The sequence below is a fragment of the Roseateles sp. GW821-FHT09G09 genome, assembly GCF_059415965.1.
Genome location: NZ_JBWKOG010000002.1, coordinates 755,895 through 774,390, shown reverse-complemented (window position 1 = coordinate 774,390; position 18,496 = coordinate 755,895). Strand labels below are relative to the sequence as shown.

General features: G+C 73.7%; 9 protein-coding genes. 8 read left to right on the top strand and 1 reads right to left on the bottom strand.

The features are described 5' to 3' along the window. The first annotated feature begins 15 nt into the window (after positions 1-15). The 8 genes from AC07O8_RS08215 (at position 16) to rpoZ (ending at position 16,320) form a co-directional block, all read left to right on the top strand. The gene (locus tag AC07O8_RS08215; protein ID WP_495047530.1) at positions 16-5,130 is read left to right on the top strand and encodes a hypothetical protein; all 5,115 of its coding nucleotides are present in this window, start codon (positions 16-18) and stop codon (positions 5,128-5,130) included. A 4-nt stretch (positions 5,131-5,134) separates the two neighbouring features. Continuing rightward, positions 5,135-6,697 carry a hypothetical protein gene (locus tag AC07O8_RS08210; RefSeq protein WP_495047529.1) on the top strand — a complete coding sequence of 521 codons (1,563 nt, stop codon included), beginning with the start codon at positions 5,135-5,137 and terminating at the stop codon, positions 6,695-6,697. Beyond that, positions 6,694-8,739 (top strand): AAA family ATPase, encoded by a 2,046-nt coding sequence (locus AC07O8_RS08205; RefSeq protein WP_495047528.1) that lies wholly within the window; start codon positions 6,694-6,696, stop codon positions 8,737-8,739. The genes AC07O8_RS08210 and AC07O8_RS08205 overlap by 4 nt, the downstream gene beginning before the upstream one ends. Positions 8,740-8,793: 54 nt before the next feature. Continuing rightward, positions 8,794-13,800 (top strand): eCIS core domain-containing protein, encoded by a 5,007-nt coding sequence (locus AC07O8_RS08200; RefSeq protein ID WP_495047527.1) that lies wholly within the window; start codon positions 8,794-8,796, stop codon positions 13,798-13,800. 17 nt (positions 13,801-13,817) lie between these two features. Continuing rightward, a complete protein-coding gene (locus AC07O8_RS08195; protein ID WP_495047526.1) occupies positions 13,818-14,237 on the top strand; it encodes an ankyrin repeat domain-containing protein in 420 nt (139 codons plus the stop codon). Positions 14,238-14,307: 70 nt separating this feature from the next. Continuing rightward, positions 14,308-15,435 (top strand): pentapeptide repeat-containing protein, encoded by a 1,128-nt coding sequence (locus tag AC07O8_RS08190; protein ID WP_495047525.1) that lies wholly within the window; start codon positions 14,308-14,310, stop codon positions 15,433-15,435. A gap of 23 nt (positions 15,436-15,458) precedes the next feature. Next, positions 15,459-16,094, top strand: coding sequence for a guanylate kinase (gene gmk / locus AC07O8_RS08185; RefSeq protein ID WP_495047524.1), 636 nt, complete (start codon positions 15,459-15,461; stop codon positions 16,092-16,094). 22 nt (positions 16,095-16,116) lie between these two features. Continuing rightward, complete coding sequence (rpoZ, locus tag AC07O8_RS08180) at positions 16,117-16,320, top strand: DNA-directed RNA polymerase subunit omega (protein WP_058936171.1); 204 nt, start codon at positions 16,117-16,119, stop codon at positions 16,318-16,320. A gap of 147 nt (positions 16,321-16,467) precedes the next feature. Here the strand turns inward: rpoZ and AC07O8_RS08175 are convergent, their stop codons facing one another. After that, the gene (locus AC07O8_RS08175; protein ID WP_495047523.1) at positions 16,468-18,399 is read right to left on the bottom strand and encodes a DEAD/DEAH box helicase; all 1,932 of its coding nucleotides are present in this window, start codon (positions 18,397-18,399) and stop codon (positions 16,468-16,470) included. Positions 18,400-18,496: the final 97 nt, after the last annotated feature.

Genomic DNA, 18,496 nt, shown 5'->3' with positions numbered 1-18,496 from the left:
GCGAGGAGACCCATCGTGAGCACCACTCCCATCCGCGATCCGCTGGCCGGCGAGCGCGTCGTCGGGCTCTCGCCCGGCAGTGCGATCGAGGCCGCCGGCGACTGGCGCCGACGTCCCCACGTCTTCCCCGGTCGCGCCCTTACCGCAGGTGCGCTCACGCAATGGCAGGCCTGGCAGGCCGGCCATCTGGCCATGCGCGGCCAGGACTGGACCGCGGGCATCGTCAGCGGACTGGAGGTCCAGGCGGCACCGGTGATTCCGCCGCCGCCGCCCCCGGCCCCCGCGCCGGTGCCGCCCGCGCCGACCGGCTTCAACGCGGTGGAGCTGACCATCACCCGCGGTCTCGGCCTGGCCTGCAGCGGCGAGGACCTGGTGCTGAACCAGCCGCTGCGCTGCGTGCTGGCCGATGTGCCGGTGGTCGCGCCGCCGGGCTTCTTCGTCGATGGCAGCGGCGTCGAGCCGGGCACCGAAGGGGCGCCCCCGACGCTGCGCGCGCGCAAGATCGGCGCCGCGCTGGGGGCGTTGGAAGCCGCCTCGCTCGCCACGCTGCCAGCGATCGGCGTGCTGGTGTTGCAACCGGTGACGGCGGACCGCTCCAGCGCCGACCCGATGGATCCCTGCGAGCGCAGCGCCTGCGACGAAGGCACCTACGGCGATGCCGCCGCCTTCGAGGACTGGCGGCTGGGCGACGGCGCGCGACTGCTCTGGTACGTGTGGCCCGGCGAATGGCGCGGCCTGCCCGCCGTGCCCGCCGTGCAGCTGCGCAATGCGCTCGCGTGGACCGTGTTCCAGGCGGAGGACGCCCTGCCCGAGGGCCAGGTCTTGCCTTGGGAGGAATTCGGTCTCCCGATCGCGCTCGTCGCGCTCGACGGCGTGACGCGCGAACCGCTGTGGCTGGATCGGGCGAGCGTCGTGCGGCGCGGGGGGAACGGCCGCGATTCGCGCCTCGCCTACACGGACGGCGCGCTGATCGCGGGCGCCCGCAAGCCGGCGCTCTGGCAGGCGCGCATCGAGCAGCTGGCCGAGCAGGTCGCCGCCGCCGGCGAACCCGCGCCGCTGCCCGAGACCCTCAACGACGCCTTCGGCCGCTACCTGCCGCCGGTGGGCCTGCTGCCGCGCAACGCCTTCGATCCGGCGACGCTCAAGAGCGGCTTCTTCCCGGTCGGTTTCGACCTCGATGCCGTGCCGGTGCCGGTGGAGCAGCTCGACCTGGCCGTGCGCGCGAGCGCCTCGCTGGCGCCGCTGTCGATCGCTGCGCCCGAAGCGGTGCGGCTGCTCGTGCCGGTGCCGCTGGGGTCGTGGGAGCCGCGCCTGCTGCACAAGGAGATCGTCGATCCGCTGTTCCAGCAGACCCTCGACGAGAACCTGCTGCGCCGCGCCCGCACGCTGGGCCTGCGCCAGGGCTTGCGCAACCAGGCGGCGATGCTGTCGCACGCGCTTGACGGCACCTCGCCGGTGGTGCCGCCGTTCAAGAGCGATCCCGACGCGGTCGAGACCGAATCGCTCAGCCCCTGGGGCGAGCCCCCGCCCGGCGGCGGCCATCGCAGCGACCTGCGCGCCGGCCTGCATCAGCACTTCTTCGACGGCGCCACGCCCCCCTTCGCCGTGCAGACCGGCGAGTCGCTGTTCTGCTGGGTCTGCCTGGACCCCGACCATCCGCCGCGCACGCTGATGCTGCAATGGCACACCGAGGGCAACTGGGAACACCGCGCCTACTGGGGCGAGGACCTGATCGGCTGGGGCACGCCGGCAGGATCCGCCGCGCACTACCGCGTCGGCGACCTGCCGACGCCGGGCCAGTGGGTGATGCTGACCGTGCCGGCGTCCGCCGTGGGCCTGGCGGCGAAGAACCTCGACGGCATGGCCTTCGCGCTCTTCGACGGCCGCGCGGCCTACGGCCTGACCGGCGCGCGCACGCCGCAGGTGTGGCGCAAATGGTTCTGCAACTTCCTGCCGCCGGGCGCCCGTGTCCAGGGCGAGGAGCCCTGGGACCTGCTCACCGCCAACGACCTGTGGATGCCGTTCGAGCCGCACGACGGCGTCGTGCCCAGCCTGCCGCAGCTGCAGTCCCAGGACGGCGGCGACATCCTCAATCCCGGCGCCGGATCGGCGTCCGCGCTGGCGGTGCCGACCAGCGGCTTCAACCTCGCCTATCCACCGAGCTCGGGCTGGCGCGGTCACACGCTGATGAACAAGGACGGTTCGCCGATCACGGTCATCGAAAAAGGCGCCGCCGACACGGTCACGACCTGGCTCTACCTCGACGAGCTGAACCCGCCGCGCTCGCTGTGGATCGGCGTCTACGGCCGCGGCCTGCGGGCGGACAACACGCCGACGTCCAGCATCCAGATCAAGTTCGCCTACTGGGGCGAGAACCGCTTCGCGGAACTGCGCAAGGCGATCCCCGGCCTCGAGACGCTGCAGGCGATGACGGTGCGGGGCGGCGCGCTGCCGCGCTCCGGCAGCTGGGTGGAGCTGCCGCTGGCACTGCCCGACAGCAACGTCGTCGGCGAAGGCGGCGCGCGGATGTCGGTGTTCGGCATCGTCGTCATGGCCTTCGACGGCACGCTGGCCTTCAGCGACCTGCGCCGCAAGCCGGCCGCGGCCGGCGCGACGCCGGAGCTGATGTGGCCCAAGCAGGTCAGCGACGATCCGCGGCCGACGACCATTCCGGTCTACAACGCCCTGCTCAACGCACCGCTGCAGCCGCAGCACAACCTCGGCGTGCTGACGCCGACGCCGTCGTCGCGCATCGGCACCGTGCGCATCTACACCGAGCTGGTCGCCGATCCGCTGATCCAGCGCCTGTCCGGCCACGAGCAGTCGCAACTGCTGCTGCGCGGGCTGGAAGGCTTCGCCGACTACCTGCGCATGCGCATCGACCGCGCGGACGACATCACCGACTTCGGCTTCGCGCACATGCAGGTCGACATGCACCGCATCCGCCAGCTGACGATGAGCGCCAGCGACGCGGGCCGGCTCGCCGTCTCGCCGACGCTCGCCGCGCTCGCGACGAGCGAGAGCGCCCTGGTCGTGCAGGAGCAGATCCAGGCGTACATCGGCAAGGTCAAGGCGACAGCCTCGGCGCCGACGCCAGCGGGCGTTCCGAAAGGGACGGCGGGCATCGCGGCGGCGGCGGGCTTCGGCGCCACCTCGGCGGCGACCGCGGCCGCGATCAACGCGGCGGCCAACGAGCGGGTGGCAACGATCGCGCAGTCGAACGCCGGCCTCAACGCCAACTTCAACGCCCAGGTCAACGCTCAAGTCAACGCGCAGGTGAATGCGCAGTCGAACGCCCAGCTCAACGCCCGCATCGACACCCGCGCGCTGGCCGCCGACGCCGTGCTGATCCGACCGCCGAAGGCGCCGCCGCCCATCATCTATGCCAATCCGGTGGTGGGGCTGTCGGAGATCCGCACCACGGCGATCGCCGAGCGGCTGAAGAATCCGCCCTCGCCCGAGGCGCGCAACTACGCGCTGGCGAACCGGCAGCGCACGGTGATGTCGCTGCTCGGCCTGCTGGAGGCCTTCGCCGCCGAGGACAGCGGCGAGCTGCCCGCGCTGTTCCAGGACTTCCAGATCCCGGGGCTGGCGAACGACCCCTTCCTCGTCAATGCGACCGGCCAGCAGCGGCCGTTGACGGACTTCCGCAACAACGCCGCGCTGCAGGCCGCGCTCGCCAAGCCGCCGACGGGATCGGACGCCGCGCTCGACGAGGCCACGCTGTTCACGCAGGCGGTGAGCCTGTCCGACATCACGATCGCGATCCTGCGCCAGCTGGAGGCGCGGCTGACGGTCTACCGCGACGCGCTCAGCCGCTGCGACAGCGCGCTGACGTCGCTGCGCGGCGAGATCGACACGATGACGGCGCGGCTTGCTCAAGTCGGCGACGCGCTGGCGGAGGCGCGTCATGACGTCAGCGTCGCGCGCGCGCTGCTGGCCGAGGAGTCGGAACGCGTCGACGGCATCAACACGCGCCGCGCCAAGGTGCTGGCGGAAGAAGTGACGTTCATCGCCTTCATCCGCCCGCGCGAGGCCGACAACCTGCTGCCCGCGCCGACGCGCGCGGTCGATCCGGGACTGGTCGATCCGGCCGTTCCGTCCTGCCTGCGCGAGCACCCCGACGCGCCGGATGAACTGCTCGACATGCTGCGCGTGGTGCGCGAGGCCCCGGCCAGCTGGTTCGTGCGCGCGCCGCCGCTGCTGCATCGGCTGGACAAGGTCGATCACCTGGTGCGGCTGGTCGGCAGCGCGCGGGCGCGGGCCGTGGCGGGCCTCGCGGTGCCGATGCTGGCGGTGCAGACGATCGCGGCCAGCACCAAGGTCGCGACCGGCATCGTGCAGGTCGCCACGCGCCAGGCCGAGGCGCTCGCGCCGCGCATCTCAACGCTGCGCACGCTCGACCTCAATGTGCTGAAGGCCGCCACCTGGCAAGGCGTGCGGCAGCAGGCCGAGCAGGTGGTGAGCTTCGGCGACCTGGCCGAGGGCGGCCACGGCCGCGCCGACGTGGCGCGCGAGGCCGCGGCGGAGCTGGACCGCCTCCGCGCCGTCACCGCGTGTCTGCACGCGGAGTTCAGCGGCGTGCTGCCGGTGATCCGGCTGCAATGGGCGGAGATGCTGTCGGAGTTCGACGCCGCGCCCAACCTGCGCAACCTGGCCAGCCTGCCGCGCTGGGGCGAGATCGCCTACCTTGACCGGCGGCGGATGCAGTCTTATGTGGACTGGCTGTTCGCGCAGATCGAGCCCGGGCAACCACAGGCGGTGGCGCTGGTCAACGACGTGGTGCGCATGGCGCTGCTGCTGGCCAGCCACGCGCCGGTGGACCGCATCGTGCAAGGGCGCATGGCGAGGCCCACGCCGGGCGTGATCCCGGGCACGCGCATCCCGCTGACGGTGCTGGACACCACGAAGCTGCGCGTCGGCATGCAGGCGCTGATGTACCGCGGGGACATGCTGGTGGCGCGCGCGACCGTCGAGGACCTCGGCCAGCAGGAAGTCGCCGCCCGCGTGATCCACACGGCGCTGGCCAAGGTCGATCTGGGCGACGACGTGCGGGTGCACTTCGACACGACGGCGATGCTCAGCCTGTCGGCGGGCGCGGCGACACGCACGCTGTTCAAGGCGAGGTGATCGCATGGCCGCGCCTGAACGCATCGTCCGTCACCTGCGGCTGCGTGCGCCCGGCGAGGCGGCGGTGCGCCGGATGATGCCGACGCTGGAGGATGCCTTGCGCTGCGCCAGCCTGGGCGACGACGGCGGGCGTCTGATCGTCGTGAGGTCGCTGGCGCTCGGGGCCGTCTCGGCGGGACTGTCGTCGCCGGCCTTGTCGCGCCTCATCGAGACCCGCGCCGCCGCGGCGATGCGGCAGGCGGTCTCACCCGACGACCGCGAGGCGGAGCACGCCGCCTGCGTCGTGTTTGCCGGCGTGCACGACGCCCGCGTGCGGCTGTCCTTGCGACTGCTGCGCGGTCAGACCTGCGGGACGTGGTACTGGACGCTGGCGGTGCCGGAGTTCGACCCGGGGGACGGGGCCTCGGGCAACGTGGTCCGGATCGGCGTGGCGATCGCGCGGTCCGCGGAGGCACGCGCGGCGTTGCCGCATTGGATGGCGACGCTCGTGCAGACGGCAGGCGTGGCGCGGATCGTCGCCTGCGTCGACGAGGATCATGGCAACGCGCTGCTCCGGATCGCCGGTTTCGCGTCGACATCCGGCGGCGACACGGGTCGCATGACGAGCACCTCGCGTACGGCCCAGCCGGCGCAAGCGACATCGTCATCGGCACAGCCTGCCGCGTCGAGGGCGACCGCCCTGGACGTCGACGCATCCTCGACGACACCGGCGCCGGTGGCCGCAGGGACCGGGTCCGGATTGCGGCGACCGGAGCCGGCGGCACCCGCGTGGATGCAGCGCCTGCTCGATGTCGCCGGACGTCCGCAGCGCCTCTCGCGCGGCGATGCCGCCGATGCCCCGTCGCCCTCCGACGTCCACCGCGAGTCCGCGGCATCGGCGAGGGCCAGGCCGCTCGCGGGCTCGACAGCGAATCGAGCCGGCCCGTCTCCCAGCGTCGAGACAGCGGCCGTCCCGATCGACGACAGGACCGGCGCAGCGCGGTCCGCGCCGAGACCCGATGACGCGCGGCGCGACTCGTTCATCGGCGCCCCCTCCGAGGCCGACGCACCGCGGAGAACCGTCACCGCATGGCGATCGACGGACGACATGGCCTGTCCTTCCAACGCGCCGACCGGATGCGGTGGCCTGCTCTTCCTGCTGCCGGTGTTTGCGCACATCGGCATTGGCCTCGGCATTGGCATTGGCATCGGCATTGGCGATCAGCACGTCGACCGGACCCGACGCCTGGTCGAAGCCGCGTTGCACCTCGCGCTGCTGCGCGTGCGGGCCCCGGCGGACGATCCGATGTGGCGGCTCGCGCCAGCGCTCGACCCGCTCCTGGCGCGCGACGCCGCCGACCTGCTCATCGACGCCCGTCGCTGGCTGCAGCGCGCCGGACGGATCGGCCTGGTGCGCCTGGTCCGACGCCCGGCCCGCGTGAGCCTGACGGCCACGCACGTCGACGTCCGTTTTCCGCTGAGCGCCTGCGAGTTGCGCGTGCGCCGGCTCGGCCTCGATCTCGACCCGGGATGGCTGCCCGGGTTCGGCCGCGTGGTCGGCTTCCATTACGGCGAGGGTCCGCCATGAACGCACCGCTGCACCTGTCCGCCGCGCCGCCGCTGCATCGCGTCGCGCTGGCCGCCCTGGCCGACCGTCTGGCGACGGCGCCGGCTTCCGCCGAACGCGACTGGATCGCCGCCGAATCCGCCGACGTGACCGGCGAGGCGCTCCAGCAGTGGATCGGCTGTCCCGCCGAGGGCGACGAACTGCTGCATGCGCTGTGCAACGAGCTGGGCTGCGGCCTGGCGGAGTCCATCGCCATCGCGCTCGCGGTGGCGGTGGAGTTCGATCCAATGCTCAGCCGCGTGGTCGCCTGGCTGCAGGCGCCCGCCGGCGGCGCGCGTCCGACGCTGGGCCTGCTGCACTCGATCACCGAGATGCTGGGCCTGCCCCGGGCACTGGCCGATCTGCTGGACGGCCCCGCCCGCGCGGCCGGGGTGCTGCAGATCGAAGCCGCATCGCGACCGTTGCCCGAGCTCGCGTTCCAGGTCCCGGTGCCGCTGGCGCTGGTGCTGCGCGACGCGGGGGGCGGGGACACGGCGGCAACGGGGGCAAAGACGGCCAAGGCAGAAAAGGCGGTGACGGCCGGTACGGCAGGCACAACGGACACCGCCGCAACGGTCGGCACGATGGGGACGGCGGAGGCCTCCCGCGGCCGGCTCCACCATTGGCCCGGCCTGCCGACGCTGCGACCGGCCGACGCCGTGCCGCCCTCGCTGGCCGCGGCGGCGGAGCGCGAGGCGCAGGCGCTGCTCCACGGCGGCGGCCGAGGCGGTGGCGGCGTGCTCGCCGTGCGCAGCGGCCATCCGCGCGAGGCGCGTCAGGCCGCCGCGCTGGTGGCCCGCGCCATGGGCGCGCGGGCCGTCGCCGTGGAGCACGATCCGCCGGCCGGATTCGGCGCCTGGTTGTGGCTGTGTCACGCGGTGCCCGTGCTGTGCGCGGAACTCGCGCCGGGCGAGACCCGCCGCCTGCCTGAGCTGCCGGGCTATCGCGGTCCCCTGCTCGCGGCCTGCGGCATGGAAGGCAGCTTCGAACGCGAGGGCGATCCCGTCGCCAGCTGGCAGGTCCCGCTGCCGACGCCGGCCGAGCGCACCGCGCTCTGGGGCGCGCATGTCGCGCCGGACACCGCCGAGCGCCTGGGCCGCCAGCACCGGCACAGCGCCGCCCACATCGCGCATCTGGCGCGGGCCGCGCGCCGTCAGGCGCAGCTGTCGGACGCCGCCGCCGCCGATCAGTCGCACGTGCACGCGGCGTCGCGGGCGGGCGCCGCGGGCGAACTCGGCACGCTGGCCCAGCTGGTGCGGGACGAGGTGACGGACGACGCCATGGTCGCCCCGCCCGGGCTGCGCGCGGCGCTGGCCGCGCTGCGCCAGCGCTGCGAGTCGCGCGAACGTCTGGCCGAGGGACTCGGGCCGGCCGCGCGCACGCGCTACCGGCCGGGCGTGCGGGCCCTGCTGGTCGGGCCCTCGGGCACCGGCAAGACGCTGGCGGCCGGCTGGCTGGCCACCGTGCTGGGCATGCCGCTGTACCGCGTCGACCTGGCGTCCGTTTCCAGCAAGTACATCGGCGAGACCGAGAAGAACCTCGCCCAGCTGTTCGCCCGCGCCGAACATGCCGAGGTGGTGCTGCTCTTCGACGAGGCCGACGCCCTCTTCGGCAAGCGCACCGAGCTGAAGGATTCCAACGACCGCTTCGCCAATCAGCAGACCAACTACCTGCTGCAGCGCATCGAATCCTTCGAAGGCATCGCGGTGCTGACCAGCAACAGCCGCTCGCGCTTCGACAGCGCCTTCACGCGGCGGCTCGACACGATCATCGATTTCCCCGCGCCGGGACCCGACGAGCGACGCGCGCTGTGGATGGCGCATCTCGGCGACCGGCACGGCCTGGACATCGGGGAACTGAACCGGCTGGCCGCGTGCTGCGATCTGGCGGGCGGCCACATCCGCAACGTCACGCTGGCCGCCTCCGCCCGCACCGGCGAGGGACCGGTGACCCTGGACACGCTGCGATGCGCGGTCGAGGCCGAGTACCGCAAGCTCGGCCGGCAGATGCCGGCGGGGCTGTAGCGGCGACGACCGGCCACGGCGACCACGACCGTCCAGGATCGACCAGGACCGACCATGACCGCCCGCGCGCTCGCCCGACGCCCCGAGGCCGATCGCCCGCGCGCCGCCGCGGCCACGTCCGCCCCGGACCAGGACGACGCGGACATCGCCACGTCGCCCGGCGTTCCGCCTCATCTCGGCCTGCAGCGCGAGTGCACGCAATGCGAGGAGCAGAAGCGCCTCGAAGACGAACCCGTGCAGCAGGACAGCGGTGGCGGTGGCGGTGGCGGTGGCGACGCAGGTCGGAGCGCAGGTAGTGCTGCCACGGCCGGCGGTGCCGCTGCGATGCATCGCAGCGCCGCAGTCGGTGTCGCGCAGGCCGACCGTCCGCTGCCGGGCGCGGCGCGGATCCAGGCTGCGTTCGGGCGGCATGACATCTCGGACGTCCGCAGCGAAGTCGGCGGTCCCGCGGCCGCGGCGGCGCGGCAGATGGGCGCGCGCGCCTACACGCTGGGGCGCCGGGTCGCTTTCCGCGATGAGCCCGACCTGCACCTGGCCGCGCACGAGGCCGCGCACACGGTGCAGCAGCGGCGCGGCGTGCGACTCAAGGACGGCGTCGGCCGCCCGGGCGATCGATACGAGCGTCAGGCGGACGCGGTGGCCGATCGCGTGGTGGGGGGCGCCTCCGCCGAAGACCTGCTGGACGACTCGCCCGAGGCCGACGCGGGGCCCGCGCTGCAGCACAAGTGCGCTTGCGGCGGCACCTGCCCCAAGTGCGCGGGCAAGTCGGGCGTTGACACCGGCCATCAGGAACCGGGTGAGCACGAGGAAGACGACGACGCGGTCCAGATGGACCTCGAAGTGAACGCGACGCGTCTCTTCGAGTCGCCGCCGTCGAGCGACGAGGCCGCGAGCGGTGGTGGTGGAAGTGGTGATGGTGGCGGTGGCGGTGACCAGGCCGACGCGCCCGAGGCCGCGCCTGATGCGGAAGGCGGCGCGTCCGATGCCGAAGCTGACGGCGGCGGGGACGGCGGCGATGGCGGCGGGGCCGGCGCAGAGACAGCCCCGGATGGGGGCGCTGGCGGCGGCGGCGGTGGTGGATCGGCAGGCGGTGGCGCCGAGGCGGGCGGCGGCGAGAGCGCGACGGGCAGTTGCAGCGGCGGCGGTTCGCCCGCCTGCTACGACGCACCGTCGGAGCAGCCCGCCGAGGAGCCCGAGGAACAGCCGCCGAACCCGCCGCCCGGTCCCGTGGAAGAGACCACCAGCGACGCGGGAGAGGAAGACGCGCCCGAACCCGATGACTGTCCGGCGCAGGACGGCGGTGGGTCGGGCGGCGGCGCTGCAGCCGGCCCTTCGGGGAGTGGAGGTGGTAGTGGCGGTGGCGGTGGTGGCGGGAGCGGAGGCGGTGGCGGTGGCGGCGCAACATCCATGGGCCCTGCCGACGCCGGCGCCGGCAGCACTTCGAGCGGCGGCGCCGCGTCGACCTCCGAAGGCGGTCCGGCCGGGACGGAGGCCGGATCCGCTTCAACGGGACCTGGCGGCGCGGGAGCAACATCGGCAGCCAGTGGCGGTGGCGGTGACGCCGGCGGCGCCCCGATGTCCATCGGTTCGCCGATGGACGGCGTCGTGAGCGCCGCCGAGGGCCAACGCGCCGGCGCGGTCGCGCAGTACGCCGCGTCGCGCGCGCATCTGGCCTCGAGCGCGGCAGGCACGGGGGCGCTGCGCGCCGGCACGCGTTTCGCAGAGACCCCGGGCGAAAGTGGCGAGGTCGCCACCCTGCGAGATACCGCCACGCAACGAGCCGACGATTTCTTCGGCACGGCCGCGGACCGGCTGGACAGCGCGGCCGCCATGGCCTCGCAGGCCGTTCCCGACCAGCTCGGCGCGGCGGCCGAGTCGGCCAAGTCCCAGCTCGCGGGCTCGATCGAACTGCAGAAGTCCGCGATCACCGCACGCCTCGACCAGGCACGCGGCCAGGCGCGCGGCGACGCGACGATGGCGCGCTCCGCCGTCCGCGGCCAGCACGCCGCCTTCGTCTCCGACGCGATCCAGCAGGCCAGCGGCGCCCTGGAGGCGCTCACCGCCGCGCACGCCGATGCCATGGGCCAGATCGACGGCCTGGAGACTGCCGGGCTCGACCAGGTCGACCAGGTGTACGGCGAAGGCCGCGGCGACCTCGAGGCGCTCGGCGAGCAGATCGGCGGCGAATGCACCAGCGTCGCCGACGGTTTCGCCGGCACCTACGAAGGCTTCGCCACCTGCACCGAGAACGGGTTCTGGGACGGCGACCTGTCCCAGCGCCGCGCCCACGCGCAGGCCGAGGCGGCGCGCTCGGTCGGCTCGGGCTTCCACGACCGCATGGTGGAGTCGGCGAACAAGCGCGCCCGCGAGATCGCCCGCGCCGGCCGCAAGGGCGATCGCTGCGCCGTGATCGCCTCGGCCGCGGAGGCGCGCAACACGCTGGACACGCAACTCGCCGCCCTGATCGGCGCGGTGGAGAGCGCCCGCGAGGCCGCCGTGGCGCAGTCCGGCAGCACGCTCGCGAGCTTGCTGGGGTCGATCGACCAGTCGCTGCACGCCTCGCTGCGGCAGTTCGACCAGCAGGAACACGACCAGCGCCAGGCCGCCAACGACACCGGCTATCTGCAGCAGCTGGTGCAGGAGCAACTCGCCCACGCCTCGGCGGCGGCGGTGCAGGAAGCGGTGGCCGGCGCCGTCGACGGCGCGCGCTCGTCCCTGGCCGCCGCGCAGGCGCAATGCGCCGCCAGCGCGCCGCCCGACCCCGACCTGCTCGACGCCGCGCTCGGCCAGGTGGCGCAGCACATCGACGCCGCGATCTCGACGCTCACCGGCAGCGCGGGCGGCAGCGCCTCGGCCGCCGAAGCGCAGATGGCAGGCGCGCTGCAGCAGGGGCTGTCCGCGCTCGACGGCGTCTCGCAGGCCAACGACGAGCAGGCCGGCGCGGCGGCCGGCGCCTTCACCGCCTCGATGAGCACCTTGGCGGGCACGGACAACTTCGCGTCGCAGCGCGCGTCCTTCAGCTCGCAGATGACGCAGAGCGCCGCCGCCGGCAGCGCCGCGCTGGCGCAGGTCGCCACCGGCATGCAGCAGGGCGTGGCGGCCATCCTGGGCGCGGCCGCGCAGACGCTGACCCAGGCCCACGCGGACCTGGACGGCAACCTCCGCCAGAGCCGCCAGGGCCTCGAATGCGAGATCACGCGCAAGGCCGACGAGGCCGCCTCGCACGAGCCCCCGGCCTGGAAGATGATCGTCGCGGCGCTGCTGGTGATCCTGGTCATCGTCATCGTCATCGCGGTCACCGTGCTGACCGCCGGCATGGCGCTGGGCCCGATCGCGACCATCGCGGTCGGCATGGCGATCGGCGCGGCGGTGGGCGCGGTGACCTCGGCGCTGCTGTCGGTGGCCGGCGACCTGTGGAGCAACCGCGCCGTGTCGGCCGATCGCGCGCTGGATGCGGCCATCGAGGGCGCGATCACCGGCGCGATCGGCGGCGGCCTCGGCGCGGCCGCGGGGCTGGCGACCAAGGGCCTGTCGGTCGCGGCGCAGCTCGGCGCGCAGTTGCTGGTGGCCGGCGGACTCAACACCGCGGTGCAACTGGTGCACTCGGGCGGTTCGTTCGAGCATTTCTCGTTCGGCCAGCTCGGATTGACGCTGCTGGTCACCGCCCTCACCTTCGGCCTGGCGCATCGGGTCGCCGCCGGCCGGGCGGCGGTGCCGTCGCAGGAGGCCGCGCCCCCGGGCGAGGTCCCGACCGAGATCGCGGGCGGCCAGCCCGCCAACGACAACGTCGAGGTGCCCGGCGGCGGGCCCGCGCGGGAGAGCGGCGAATTCGAGGTCCCCGGCGGCGCGCCATCGCGCGAGAGCGGCGAGTTCGAATTGCCCGGCGGACGTCCCGCCAACGACAACGCGGACCTGGAGCTCCCCGGCGGCCCGCCGGCCAACGACAACAGCTATCCGGCCGACATGCCGGGGAGCGGCCCTCGCGGTGGCGGACGCGGCGGCGGCCGCCTGCAGGCCGGCGACATGGGCTCGTTCGAGGGCGGCGCGGCGGTCGACGTCAACGCCCAGCCCGCGCCGGCGCGGCCCTCGCCGGGCTTGCGGCCGCAGGCGTCCGCGCAGCCGGCGGGCGAAGTGGCGCCGGTGATCGAGCTGCGGCCAGGCACCGTCGAGCCCGTCGTGGACCCGGTCGCGCCGCCCGCGCCCGAGGTCGCCCCCGTCGAGATCCCGGAGACCGCGCCCGGCACAACACCCGGCACAACACCTGGCACCAGGCCTGGCACCACGCCTGGAACAACACCTGGCACCACACCTGGCACCACACCCGGACCGCGGCCGACGCCCCAGCCCGCCCCCGGCCCGACGCCGACGCCCCGGCCTACGCCCCTGCCTCTGCCGAGCCCGCAACCGGAGCCGGATCCCCGGCCCGCGCCGGACCCGCGCGCCGGCCCCAAGCCGAAGCCGTCGCCGGGTTCTTCGCCCACGCCCACGCCCACGCCCACGCCGGGCCCGGGCACCAAGCCCCAGCCCAAGCCAAAACCCAAGCCGGACGACGACGGCCCGCAGAACGCCGACCTGTGCCAGTCGATGCTGGGCCTGGCGCCGGGCGGCAACGCCCGCTGGCACGCGCAGCGCGCGCCCGTCGCGGGGCAGACGACGGTGGGCGCGGCGGCCTTCCGCATGGACGCGGGCGTGGCGACGCCGGCCGGCCAGGACACGACGCCCGCGTCGCGCCTGTGGGTGCGCATGATCGGCGAGCCCGAGGACGACGCCGGTCACGTCATCGCCAACCGTTTCGGAGGCACCGCCGACTTCAACGGGCCCGACGGCAACCTGTTCCCGCAGCACCTGAGCTTCAACCGCGGCGCGATGCGCTCGCTGGACTCGGTGGCGGCGAGCCTGCACCGGCGCAACTGCGACGTCTGCGTGCACATCGGGCTGGACTACGATGCACCGACCGAGTTGCGGCCTTCGGCCGCGCTGTACACCATCCTCTACCGCTCGGCGGGCGCCACGCGCTTCAACCCGCCGATCGGCCCGGTGAACGTGCCCAATCCGCCATGACGGCATCCGGAGGCCCGATGACACCCACGCCGCCCGTCACGCCCGAAGCGCTCTCCGACCTGATCGTCCGCGGAGACGCGGACGGCGTCGCGCGGGCCTTGAGCGACAGTCCCGCGCTGGTCGCCGCCCGCAGCGCCGACGGCGACCAGCCGCTGCACGTCGCGTGCTGGCAGAAGCAGCTGGAGATCGTCGGCCAGCTCGTGTCCTTCGGCCCGGACCTCGATGCGCGCGGCTGCTACGGCCGCACACCGCTGCATTACGCCGTGCACGAAGGGCGCATGATCAGCGTGCCCATCGTCAGCCTGCTGATGTCGCTGGGCGCGGATCCCGGCCTCAAGGACGACCAGGGCTTCACGCCGGCCGACTGGGCGCGCGTGGAGATGCACGACGGGCTGGCCGAGGTGCTGGCGCTGCTGGGCGGCGGCCGGGCCGGCTGACCTGGCCGAATTGGCTGACCTGGCTGCACCGACCGACTCGCCCGACCCGGCTGAAGCAAAAGGAACTGCGATGGATGCGCGCACGCTGTTGATGCAGGCTCGCGGCCCGGGGCGCCGGGTGCAAGGCCTGGACCTGTCCGGCGCCGATCTTTCGGGCGCCGAACTCGACGGCCTGGCGGGCGATCGCCTGGCGCTGGCATGCGCACGGCTGGACGGCGCTCGACTGCGCCGGGCGCGTCTGGGCGCCTGCGTGCTGACGCGCGCCTCGCTGGCGGGCAGCGACTTCGGCGGCGCGGCGCTGCGCGGCTGCACCCTGGACGGCGCGGACGCGCGCCGTGCCTGTTTCGACGAGGCCAGGCTGGAGGACGGCAGCGCCGCCGGTGTCGATTTCTCCGATGCCAGCCTGCAGCGCGCGCGCCTGTCCGAGACCACCTTCGAGCGCGCCATCCTGCGTCGTGCGCGACTGGACGGCGCGCAGGGCGACGGCGTGTGCCTGCGCGGGGCGGATCTGTCCGGCGCCCGGCTGACGGACTCGCGACTGGCGGACGCGGACTTCCGCGGCGCCGACTGCCGGGGCGCCGACTTCAGCGGTGCGCGGCTGCACGGGGCCGATTTCCGCGGGGCCATGCTCGACGGCGCCCGCTTCGACGGGGCGGACCTCGGCGCGGCCCTGTTCGACGCCGACGCGCCCCTGCGCGGCGGCCGGACGGACGCGTCCCCTGACCGTCGCGAGGCGCTGGCCACGATCCAGCAGTTGATGGACGGCATGGCCGAGGCGGTCGGCACCCCGGCCCTGCGGGGCGACGAGGCGGCGCGGATCTTGGCGTCGCTGCGCCACGACCTGGAGGCGCTGACGGGCGATCTGTCGGGCGCTCGGTCGGATCCTCGGTCGGGTCCGCGGTCAGACGCTCCGATGGACGCCCCGTCGGACGGACCGCCGGCCGACTGGCGCCCCTGGCTGGAGCCGCTGATGCGTCAGCAGCAGGCGGGCCAGCCGCTGGATCCGCAGGCCCTGCTGGCGGCGCTATCGGCGTTGGGGGGCGGAGTCGCGGCGACGGGCGGCGGCGGCGTCGCGGCGGCGCCGACATCGGCAGCATCGGCAGCATCGACGGCATCGGCGGGCTCGACGGCCCCCACGACGCCGGCCTCGGCGCCGGCCTCCGCACCGGTCGGCACGGGCCCGCCGGGCGGACCGTGACCCGCATCCCCTAAAATCCCGGGATGGAATATCCGGGCAATCTCTTCGTCGTCGCCGCGCCGAGCGGCGCGGGCAAATCCAGCCTCGTCAAGGCGCTGCTGGAGCTTGACGCCAAGCTGAGCGTCTCCGTCTCCCACACGTCGCGCGATCCCCGCGGCCAGGAGCAGCACGGACGCGAATACCTGTTCGTCTCGGTGGACGAGTTCCGCGGGATGATCGACCGCGGCGAGTTCTTCGAATGGGCGCATGTCCACGACAACCTGTACGGCACCTCGCGCGCCGCGATCGAGGCCCGGCTCGCGCATGGCGAGGACGTCGTGCTGGAGATCGACTACCAGGGCGCGCTGCAGATCAAGCAGCTGTTCCCGCACGCGGTGCTGATCTTCATCCTGCCGCCGAGCTGGGAGGAGCTGAAGCAGCGCCTGATCCGCCGCGGCGACACCGCGGTCGAGGTGATCGCCAAGCGGATGAAGACGGCCCGCGAGGAGGTCGCGCAGGCGAAACACTTCGATTTCGTGGTCATCAATGCCGTGTTCGAGACCGCGATTTTCGACCTGAAGTCGATTGTCCAGGCGCAGCGGCTAAAATACGCGACCCAACGCCGCAACCGGTCGACCGTCTTCCGCGCGCTCGACCTCATCGACGACGTTACCGAATAACCCCGACTCCCCAGGAACCAGCATGGCCCGCATCACTGTCGAAGACTGCCTGACCAAGATCCCGAACCGCTTCCAGCTGGTGCTTGCCGCGACCTACCGCGCCCGCATGCTGAGCCAAGGCCACGCGCCGAAGCTGGAGTCCAAGAACAAGCCCGGCGTGACCGCGCTGCGCGAAGTCGCCAACGGCGACGTCGGCGTGGAAATGCTGCGCCGCGTGCCGGTCTGATCGCAGGCTGAACGGCGGCGCCCCGCGGCTCCGCCCTCGCCCAAAAACGCCCCGCTCCGCGGGGCGTTTGCATTTGCGGCGCACATTCCCCGCGTCCGCCAGCACTGCGGCGAGGCCGCGCTGAGCGGGGATAGCCCTTTCCAGCGCCTACTTCCTTCGCCAGAACTCGGCGTCGATCACGACCTCGTTGCCGCTCTTCTCGTTGATGATCCAGAACCGCGCGCCGTCCGGCGCAATGCGGTCGACCTCGCCGACGAGCCGCCCCGCCGCCACGCGCAGCCCGCGCGTGTTGAACGGGAAGTCCGGCGCCTTCGCCAGCGTCAGCAGCGCCACGGCCTCGCGGGGATCGCCGGCCAGGCGCATCCGATGGACGATGGGCGCGAGCACCTCGTTGGTCAGGTCCGCCGACGAGAGGCAGATCACCACCTTCGCCTGCGCGCGGCTCAGCGCGACGTTGAGCAGCCGGCGCGCTTCCTCCGTCTTCAGGAAGGGCTGCGTGCCGTCGGCGGGGTCGAAGAACACGACCGGCGCCTCGCTGCCCTGCGCGCGGTGGACGGTGCTGACCTTGACGCCGTCATCGACGCCGAGCGCGTCCAGCCGCTGCCGCATCAGCGCCCGCTGCGCGCGGAACGGCGTCAGCACGATGAACTCGTGCGGCGCCCAATCGCCGCTGGCCAGCGCCTGCGCGATCAGGCCCGCGATGGCATCGGCGGACTCGCGCCGGATCGGGCCCCGGTCCTTCGCGGACCAGAAGCCCTCGCGCGTGATGCGGTGCACCTTCACGTGAACGTCCGCCGGGATGTCGCCGAGCGCGCGGGCGCGCGCCTGATGCCACGCTTCCGATGCCAGCGCATCCGCGGCGACGCGCAGCGCGCCGTCGTAGAACAGGTCGCTGACGAGCGCCCCGATCGGCGCGGCCATGCGGGACTGTTCGTCGAGCATCGCCACTGCGGCACCGCCCTGCCCGCTCCGATCGGCTGCCCCCCGCTGATCGCCTTGCCCGCCCCGCGGCATCGCCGCGAACGGCGAGCGTCCCAGCCAGTGGCGCGCGAGGCGGTCCTCGCTGCGCAACACCGGCGAGAGCTGCTGCGGATCGCCGGCGAAGAGCCGCGCCCGGCCCAGCGGCATCAGCGCCAGCGCGTGAGCCAGGCTCACCTGGCTGGCTTCGTCGAAGACGACGAGGTCGAACGGCGGCTCCCCATCGGAGGAGAGCTCGCGCAGCGTCTTCAGCGTGAAGGCGGCGCGTGTCGTCGTCATCGTGGCGAGCCGGCATTGCGTCAGCACCTGCGGCGACGGTGTGCCCGACGGCGGGATCAGATGCCCGCGACCCGCGTAGGCCTCGGCATCGAAGCGCGAACCGAGCCGCTGCACCGCTGAACGGAGGTGCTCGCGTCGTCCCTTCTGCAACGCCTTGTCGACGGCGATCGTCGCGAGGTCGACGGCGTGGTTGGTCGTCGAGAGCAACAGCACCCGCGCCATGGGGCGGCGGTCGAGGTACTCGGCGAGCATCACGCCCAAGGTGGTCGTCTTGCCGGTGCCCGGCGGTCCCCACAGGAAGGCATCGTGGAAGCCGACGAGCTTCAACGCCTCGCGCTGCGCCGGCCGCAGCCAGCGGAACGGCGAGCCGTCGAGCGACGGCGCGTCGGCCCTGGGTCTCGACGTCGAGAGCCCCGGCCAGCAGCCGGCGCCGCGATGCGCCCAGGTGTCGTCGCGCCATGCGTCGGCGACCGCATTGAGGAATCTCGGCGGATAGATGCGCAACAGATGACCCTCGCCCGGCGGCGGCGCGCTCGCGTTCTGCAGCACGAGCTGGTCGTCCTCGACGACGACGGCGCGCACGCTCGCCGATCCCTTGACCGGCGCGCCCCACCAGGCGGACGCGCCCTCAAGGCGCTCGTCGAGCAGCGTGTGCGCGGACGCCTGCCCTGGCCGCTGGCCCTCGGCGTACACGTAGTCGGGCTCGAGCGTCACGCGCCAGAGCGCGCCGTCGGCCGTGCTGCGCAGCACGCGGAAATCGTAGAACTCGGGCGTCGCGGCCAGCTCGGCATCGATCGCCGCGCGGATGTCGGCCAGGGGCATGAATCGCGACGGAACAGGACGGGAAATCGGAGGACGGCGAAGGAGGCGGGACTATAGCGGCCACGCCGCCACCGCCACCGCCACCGCCATCGCCGAC

What these genes read in the sequence shown, in the direction of transcription:
- AC07O8_RS08210 (WP_495047529.1), top strand. Translation starts at nt 5,135, where the DNA reads ATGGCCGCGCCTGAACGCATCGTCCGTCACCTGCGGCTGCGTGCGCCC.
- AC07O8_RS08205 (WP_495047528.1), top strand. Translation starts at nt 6,694, where the DNA reads ATGAACGCACCGCTGCACCTGTCCGCCGCGCCGCCGCTGCATCGCGTC.
- AC07O8_RS08200 (WP_495047527.1), top strand. Translation starts at nt 8,794, where the DNA reads ATGACCGCCCGCGCGCTCGCCCGACGCCCCGAGGCCGATCGCCCGCGC.
- AC07O8_RS08195 (WP_495047526.1), top strand. Translation starts at nt 13,818, where the DNA reads ATGACACCCACGCCGCCCGTCACGCCCGAAGCGCTCTCCGACCTGATC.
- AC07O8_RS08190 (WP_495047525.1), top strand. Translation starts at nt 14,308, where the DNA reads ATGGATGCGCGCACGCTGTTGATGCAGGCTCGCGGCCCGGGGCGCCGG.
- gmk (WP_495047524.1), top strand. Translation starts at nt 15,459, where the DNA reads ATGGAATATCCGGGCAATCTCTTCGTCGTCGCCGCGCCGAGCGGCGCG.
- rpoZ (WP_058936171.1), top strand. Translation starts at nt 16,117, where the DNA reads ATGGCCCGCATCACTGTCGAAGACTGCCTGACCAAGATCCCGAACCGC.
- AC07O8_RS08175 (WP_495047523.1), bottom strand. Translation starts at nt 18,399, where the DNA reads ATGCCCCTGGCCGACATCCGCGCGGCGATCGATGCCGAGCTGGCCGCG.